The following is a 6,373-nucleotide window of genomic DNA, read 5'->3' as shown; positions in this document are numbered from 1 at the left end:
AGCGCGTCGTCACCGGCCAGCACGGCGGCGGGCCAGACCTGGCCGAGCAGCTCGCGCGCGGTGGCGGGGTCGCCGGGGGCGCTCAGCCAGGCGGCCAGCCAGCGGGCGCGGGCGGCGAGGTGGTCGTCGGCACGGTGGCGGGGCAGCAGCCGGGCCAGATGGCGGCGGCCCTCCTCGGCGTGGTCGTGCACCGCCCACCAGAACCACAGGTCCACCACCCCGGCCAGCGCCGCCGCCACCTGCCCGGCGGGCGGGTCGGGCTGCGCGAGCGCGTGGTCGACGAGGGCGGACAGGTCGGCCTCGTTGTCCCGCACCAGCCGGGCCGCCTGCCGCTGCTCGCCCGCGCTCCACAGGTTCCCGGCGATCTCGGCCAGCCGCCGGTGGTGCAGTACGTGCCGGGTGACGGCCACTTTGAACTCCCCGGCCGCGCGCAGCCGTTCGGCACCGAAGTCACGGGCGGCGCGGGTCATGACGTAGCGCGGCGGCCGTACACCACCGGGCTCGCCCAGGGTCCGCAGCACCCCGGCGGCGGTCAGCCGGGCCAGGCACGCCGGGACCTGGTGCGGGGCGACCCCGGCGCCGGAGCACAGATAGGCGGCGGACGGTTCGGTGAAGGGCCCGGCGAAGACGGCGGCCCGGCTCCACACCGCCCGCTCGGCCCGGTCGCACAGCAGATAGGCCGAGCCGATCGCGGACCGCAGTGAGCGGTGCCTGCGCAGCGCGGGTGAGGGCGCGGACAGCCAGCACTGGTCCCGCTCCAACTGGTCCGCCAACTCACCGACACTCATGCCCAGTTCGAGCTGCTCGGCGGCCAGCTCCACGGCCAGCGGCAGGCCCTCCACCAGTCGGCAGATCCGGGCCACCACGCCGTACTCGTCCACCGCCCGGGGCCGCGCCCGCGCGAGGAACAGTTCCACGGCGGCCGCCTCGCCCAGCGGGTCGAGCCGTACGACCCGCTCGTCGCCGAGTCCGAGTGCCTGGCGGGAGGTCACCAGGACGCGTACGGAGGGGAGTTCCATCAGGAGCCGCTGCACCAGGCCCGCGCACTCGGTGCGTACGGCGTCGGCGTCGTCGAGCAGGAGCAGCGTGGGGCGGCCGTTCGCGCCGAGTCCGGTCTCCAGCGCATCGAGGGGGCCGCCGCCCATCGCCTCGGCGACCCGCGCCGCCAGCGCGCCCGGTGCCGTACGGCTGCCGCCGGGGCAGCGGACGCGGACCACCGGACCCCAGGCCCCGCAGGCCGCGACCGCCGTGGCCACGCTGCTCTTGCCCACACCGGCGGGCCCGGTCACCGTCACCAGCCGTCCCCGGGCCAGGCCCTCCCGCAGTGCGGCCGTCTCCGCCGCGCGGCCGATCAGCACACCCGGTTCCGGACGGCCCGTCGTGGACGCCCGATCGGTGCCCGAGGCGTAAGCCCACACTTCGTCAGTACTCCAAAACCCTTGCGCTGTGCGACCACACGGCGGCACGCACGGGGAAATCGTTCCTGCGGAACCGCTACGGGAACTCCAACGCCCACCGGAACGCGGGGTGGCGCACCCGCGCCGGGTATCACACGGCACGACGAACGCCCGAACGCGCGTCCAGCCCACAGCCCCCGGCCGCGAGCACCTCAGCGGCGTATCCGCGCCCCGACCCGCCCCCGGACCCGTATCCGCACCGCCACCCACAGCGCCCGAGCCTCCACCCGCACCGCCACCCGGACACGCAGCCGGGCCCGGGCCACCGCCCGGGCCCGGTACCGGCCCATCGGAGCTCCTCGCGCGGTCCGGTCACTCCTCGCCCTCGTCGACCCGCGTCGGGCGGCTGCGGCCCGGCTCGGGGAGTTCGCCCATCTCGTGGCGCAGGTAGAGCACGTCACCGACGAACAGGTCGTAGAGGAAGATGCCCACCAGGCCGCCGATCAGCGGGCCGACGATCGGCACCCACCAGTAGCCGCTGAACTGGCCCGCCACCGAACCCGGGAACGCCAGGCTCTCCCAGCCCGCCGCCCAGGTGAACAGGCGGGGGCCGAAGTCGCGGGCCGGGTTGATCGCGTACCCGGCGTTCGCGCCGAAGGACATGCCGATCGCGGCGACCGCGAAGCCCACGATGAGCGGGGCGAGGTTCGCCTTCACGGCCTGGTTGCGCAGGTCGAGGATGGCGACGACGAACATGACCAGGAAGGCCGCGCCGACGATCTGGTCGATCAGCGGACCCCAGATGCCCCCGTGGAAGTAGGGCGCGGGGAAGGTGGCGAAGATGGAGAACGAGGCCAGGGTGTGCCCGTTGGTCTTGGGGCCCGACACCGCGGCGTCGAAGGTGTCGATCGCGTTGTGGTAGACGAGATAGACCAGCGCCGCTCCCGCGAAGGCGCCCGCGACCTGCGCGAACCAGTACGGCAGCACCTTGATCCAGGGGAAGCCCCGGCGGACGGCCACCGCGAGGGTGACGGCCGGGTTGAGGTGGGCGCCGCTGACGCCACCGGCCACGTAGACACCGAAGGTCACCGCCAGGGCCCAGCCCCAGGCGACCAGCAGCCAGTCGCCCGCCGCCAGGAAGATGGTCGTGGTGGTGGCGGCCCGGCCGGAGCCGGGCAGCGCCGCGACCGCCATGGCGACCACACCGCAGCCGAACGCGATGAGGACGAAGGTCCCGATGAACTCCGCCATCATCTCGCCCGCCAGACCGCCCCGGTGCCTGAGCCGGGACGGCTTGATGAGCGGGGGGATTTCGACAGCCATTGAGGCCCCCTCTGAGAGAGCGAATGCGGCGAACAGCCTCATACTGGCCCACAAGCACTCGCTCCGCAGGGCGGGTTACTGCCTTCGGGTTACCCCTGGACCTGCGGCTCCGCCGTGACCGACGCGATGCGGTCCAGCTGCGCCGTCGTCACCGCGCGCACCATGAGGAACCCGGCCACCGCCGCGCCCACCATCACCGCCTCGCTGAAGAGCAGCATCCACACATCCGTGTACGCGCGCTCTATCAGCCGGTCGGGGCCGTCGCTGTACATCAGGCCGGTGCCGCAGACCAAGCCGAGCAGCCACAGCACCCACCACACGTTGAGCACGGCGGGCAGCGGGCGTCCGGGCGCGCTCTTGCGGTAGACGTCGGCGACGACACCGCGCGGAATCCACAGGTTGAAGACGGGCAGCACCCAGCCCAGGTAGACCCAGAAGCCGCGGTACCTGGGCGGCTCACGCGTCAGGGCGACGGAGTTGTCCCGCACCCGCCACAGCCACCCGATGAAGAGGACCGCGCAGATCAGCACGGTGGCGGCCGCGAGGGAGGTGACGAAGTGGTAGGAGTTCTCCAGCCCGTTGAGCGGCCGGTGCACTCCCTCGCCCCGGTCGGGCGGTCCGGAGGCGGGCTCGCCCGCCGTCCAGAGCGCCAGCTCCCACCCGGCGCGCAGGACATGACCGAACCCCGCGAGCAGCAGGGCCCAGCCGGCCAGGCGGGCCGAGGTCTCCACGGGGGACAGTCCGGGCACCGCGGGAGCCGGGGCGGCCGTCGTCGTCATCTCTTCGTCCACGACGCGATTCTGACCGGTTCAACTCCCCCGGCACCAGGGGCTTTTACAGCGGGATCAGGCCGTACGGCGCTCCGGGTGGTACGTCGCCAGCGCCCAGATCACGAAGAAGTCGATGCCGATCATGATCAGCGACCAGATCGGGGAGTACGGCAGGAACAGGAACTGGGCGATCATGCTCAGCGAGGCCAGCAGGATGCCGACCATCCGCGCCCACTCCAGGCCCTTGAGGATGCCCGCGCCGGTGATGACGGCGATGACACCGAGCACCAGCAGGATCCAGCCCCAGCCGGTGAGGTTGATCTTGTAGACGTAGGCGTTTATTCGGGCGTACACGTCGTCCGCGGCGATCGCGGAGATGCCCTGGAGGATCGCGAGGATGCCGTTCATCAGCATCAGGACGCCTCCGAAGATCGCGCCGCCCTCGGCGAGTCCTCCGTGGGCCGGAGGTGCCGGTTGCGTCTGCTGCTGCTGGGTCATGGCCGTACCTCCGCCGTCGTCGCCCCGAGAGGGTCGTTGCTACGACGATCACGCAGGCACGGCCGGGTGACCACGGGGGATACGCCGAACGGGTGAACGACATCGGGCGCGGACCACCCCGGGAAGCCCGCCATTCAGCGGGGGCGCACGGGCCTCACACCATCCGGATCGGGTCTCACGCCATCCAGAAGAACACCGCCGTCATCCGCTTCTCCTCCAGCGTCCGGCCGAAGTAGCCGGTCGCGCTGTGGACGAGGTTGGCGTGGTAGAGGAGCAGGCGGTTGTAGCGGTGGGGTACGTCCACGTCCTCCTCGAAGGCGTCCGGGGCGACGAAGCGGGTGCCCAGGGCGTCGACGAGGTTGTTGTGCGGGGCCTGGACGACGTTGCCGCCGAGGCGGCCGCCGGGCAGGGACTGACGGTAGAAGCTGGTGCCGCAGGACTTCGGCACGTGCGGGTTGAGGTAGAGCACGGCCGCGTACCGGCACAGCGCGCGCGAGTCGGCGTGCGGACGGGGCTCGCTCTCGCCCTCGCCGACCACCTGGACGCAGTTGTGGTTGAGGGTGCCGCCGCCGGGCGCCCGCTGCACCCACAGCTCCCTCGCCCCGGTCGCCTTCCTCACCAGCCGTTCCACATGGGCGAGTTCACCGGGTTCGAGGCCGGGCATCGCGCGCAGTCCGGGCCAGGTCTCGGAGGTGTACGGGTATCCCCTGGCCCAGTCGTCCTTGGCCAGGCACCGCTCGCGCACCGCGTCCGGGTCGGGCAGCGCGTCGTCGATGACCCAGTAGTCGCGTCCCCTGGTGGGCTTGCGGTAGGGCAGCACGGGGAGGGCCGCCGGGCGCCCGGCGGGTGGCTGTGGGGGCATGGGGCGAATCTAGGGGCGGGCCTCTTCCCACTTCTCCCGGCAGGCGGTCAACTTCTGTCGAGAAGGGTCAATGTTTGACCAATCCCGGCCGGACAGAAATTGTTACCTCGACCATCGAGACGAACGGCGCCCGCATCCGTACTGCTGTGCGTCCCAACCGCCTGTCGGCGGAACCACGTCCGGGCAGGAGGCACGGTGAGCATTTCGCGGAACGCGACGGGAACGATCTTCGTGGGCGGTGCGATGACGCTGACACTCGCGGCGCTCGCCTACCCCAGCATGCTCGGTCTCAACACCGTCACGGCGTCACAGACGCGGCTGGTCGCCAACACGCAGTGGGGCCCGCTCACCGAGCAGGACCGCGACTTCGTGGTGAAGGTGCGCGCGGCCGGTCTGTGGGAGTACCCGCTCGGGCAGATCGGGCTCCAGAAGGGCACCACGCCGGGCGTCAAGGAGGCCAGCAAGCACCTGATCGACGGTCACGCCGCGCTCGACGCCTCCTGCCGCAAGATCGCCCCCATGCTGAACATCACGCTGCCCAACATCGCGAGCCCCCAGCAGGAGGGCTTCGTGACGCAGTTGAAGGGCGAGACCGGCAAGCAGTTCGACACCGACTTCGCCAACATCCTGCGGATGACGCACGGTTCGATCTTCAACACCATCGCGAAGATCCGGTCCACCACCAAGAACTCATTGGTTCGGGCGCTGGCCAACCAGGCCAACGACACGGTGCTCGACCACATCACGGTGATGGAGAAGACCGGTCTGGTCGACTTCGACCAGACCATCTTCCAGCAGACCACCCCGCCCAAGCTGCCCACGGACAACCTGACGCCGCCGCCCCCGGCACCCGGCCAGCCGCAGGTGATCCTGACCCCGCCGCCGAACCCCACCTCCACTCCGCTGAACATCAACGGCATCACCGGGCCCAACGACATCCGCAACGACGACACTTCGACCGTCCCGGGTGCGACGACGGAGCCCCTGCCGACGCCCACGGTGGGCTAGGAGAGCCAGACGGTGGTGTCCGGCGGGAGACTGCCGGACACCGTCAACGGCTTACTGGAGAGCAGGAGTTCACCCGGCGGCAGCGGAACGGTCGTGCCGCCCGCGTTGGTCACGCAGCGCCAGCCCGGGGTGCGCCTGAAGTCCAGTACGTCCGGGGCGGTTTCGGGCGCCCAGGACAGCTCCTCGCCCTCCAGCAGCTTGCGGCGCAGCTTCAGCGCGGCGCGGTACAGCTCCAGGACCGAGCCCTCCGTACCGGCCTGCGCCTCGACGGCGTACGACGCGAAGGACGGGGGCTGCGGCAGCCAGGCGGCGCCGGGCCCGAAGCCGTACGACGGTCCCGTCGTCGTCCAGGGCAGCGGCACCCTGCAGCCGTCCCGGCCCTTGCGGGTGTGGCCCGACTGTTGCCACACCGGGTCCCGCAGCACCTCGGCGGGGAGGTCGGCGACCTCGGGCAGGCCCAGCTCCTCGCCCTGGTAGAGATACGCCGAGCCGGGCAGCGCCAGCATCAGCAGGGT

7 protein-coding genes and 1 pseudogene are annotated in these 6,373 nt (G+C 71.7%); 1 reads left to right on the top strand and 7 read right to left on the bottom strand.

The genetic code is table 11. From position 1 onward, the window contains the following. The 6 genes from GTW40_RS00285 to GTW40_RS00260 form a co-directional block, all read right to left on the bottom strand. Positions 1–1,358, bottom strand: a 1,358-nt coding sequence (locus GTW40_RS00285) for a hypothetical protein (protein WP_161178107.1), incomplete at its 3' end; no start/stop codon positions are given. A 251-nt stretch (positions 1,359–1,609) separates the two neighbouring features. Next, positions 1,610–1,747: a hypothetical protein gene (locus tag GTW40_RS00280; RefSeq protein WP_161178106.1), complete on the bottom strand. Its 138-nt coding sequence runs from the start codon at positions 1,745–1,747 to the stop codon at positions 1,610–1,612. A gap of 22 nt (positions 1,748–1,769) precedes the next feature. After that, positions 1,770–2,720, bottom strand: coding sequence for an MIP/aquaporin family protein (locus GTW40_RS00275; RefSeq protein WP_161178105.1), 951 nt, complete (start codon positions 2,718–2,720; stop codon positions 1,770–1,772). A gap of 89 nt (positions 2,721–2,809) precedes the next feature. Next, on the bottom strand, positions 2,810–3,511 hold the full coding sequence (locus GTW40_RS00270; protein WP_343245581.1) for a DUF4328 domain-containing protein: 702 nt from the start codon (positions 3,509–3,511) through the stop codon (positions 2,810–2,812). A gap of 54 nt (positions 3,512–3,565) precedes the next feature. Continuing rightward, positions 3,566–3,988, bottom strand: a complete 423-nt coding sequence (locus GTW40_RS00265) for a hypothetical protein (RefSeq protein WP_161178104.1) — start codon at positions 3,986–3,988, stop codon at positions 3,566–3,568. A gap of 175 nt (positions 3,989–4,163) precedes the next feature. After that, on the bottom strand, positions 4,164–4,850 hold the full coding sequence (locus GTW40_RS00260; protein WP_161178103.1) for a DUF6445 family protein: 687 nt from the start codon (positions 4,848–4,850) through the stop codon (positions 4,164–4,166). A 231-nt stretch (positions 4,851–5,081) separates the two neighbouring features. On the opposite strand from GTW40_RS00260, the gene GTW40_RS00255 reads away from it, so the two are divergent. Further along, positions 5,082–5,858 (top strand): DUF4142 domain-containing protein, encoded by a 777-nt coding sequence (locus GTW40_RS00255; protein WP_161178108.1) that lies wholly within the window; start codon positions 5,082–5,084, stop codon positions 5,856–5,858. On the opposite strand, the pseudogene GTW40_RS00250 reads toward GTW40_RS00255, so the two are convergent. Beyond that, positions 5,855–6,373 (bottom strand): annotated as a pseudogene (locus GTW40_RS00250) (alpha-amylase); the annotation flags it as partial. The gene GTW40_RS00255 and the pseudogene GTW40_RS00250 overlap by 4 nt on opposite strands.

This window comes from Streptomyces sp. SID4985 (genome assembly GCF_009863025.1).
Lineage (GTDB): Bacteria > Actinomycetota > Actinomycetes > Streptomycetales > Streptomycetaceae > Streptomyces.
This window is presented reverse-complemented; position numbering and strand designations above follow the sequence as displayed.

Bases quoted from the DNA above. Each gene is read 5' to 3' on its own strand.
- GTW40_RS00280 (WP_161178106.1), bottom strand. From the start codon at position 1,747: ATGGGCCGGTACCGGGCCCGGGCGGTGGCCCGGGCCCGGCTGCGTGTC.
- GTW40_RS00275 (WP_161178105.1), bottom strand. From the start codon at position 2,720: ATGGCTGTCGAAATCCCCCCGCTCATCAAGCCGTCCCGGCTCAGGCAC.
- GTW40_RS00260 (WP_161178103.1), bottom strand. From the start codon at position 4,850: ATGCCCCCACAGCCACCCGCCGGGCGCCCGGCGGCCCTCCCCGTGCTG.
- GTW40_RS00265 (WP_161178104.1), bottom strand. From the start codon at position 3,988: ATGACCCAGCAGCAGCAGACGCAACCGGCACCTCCGGCCCACGGAGGA.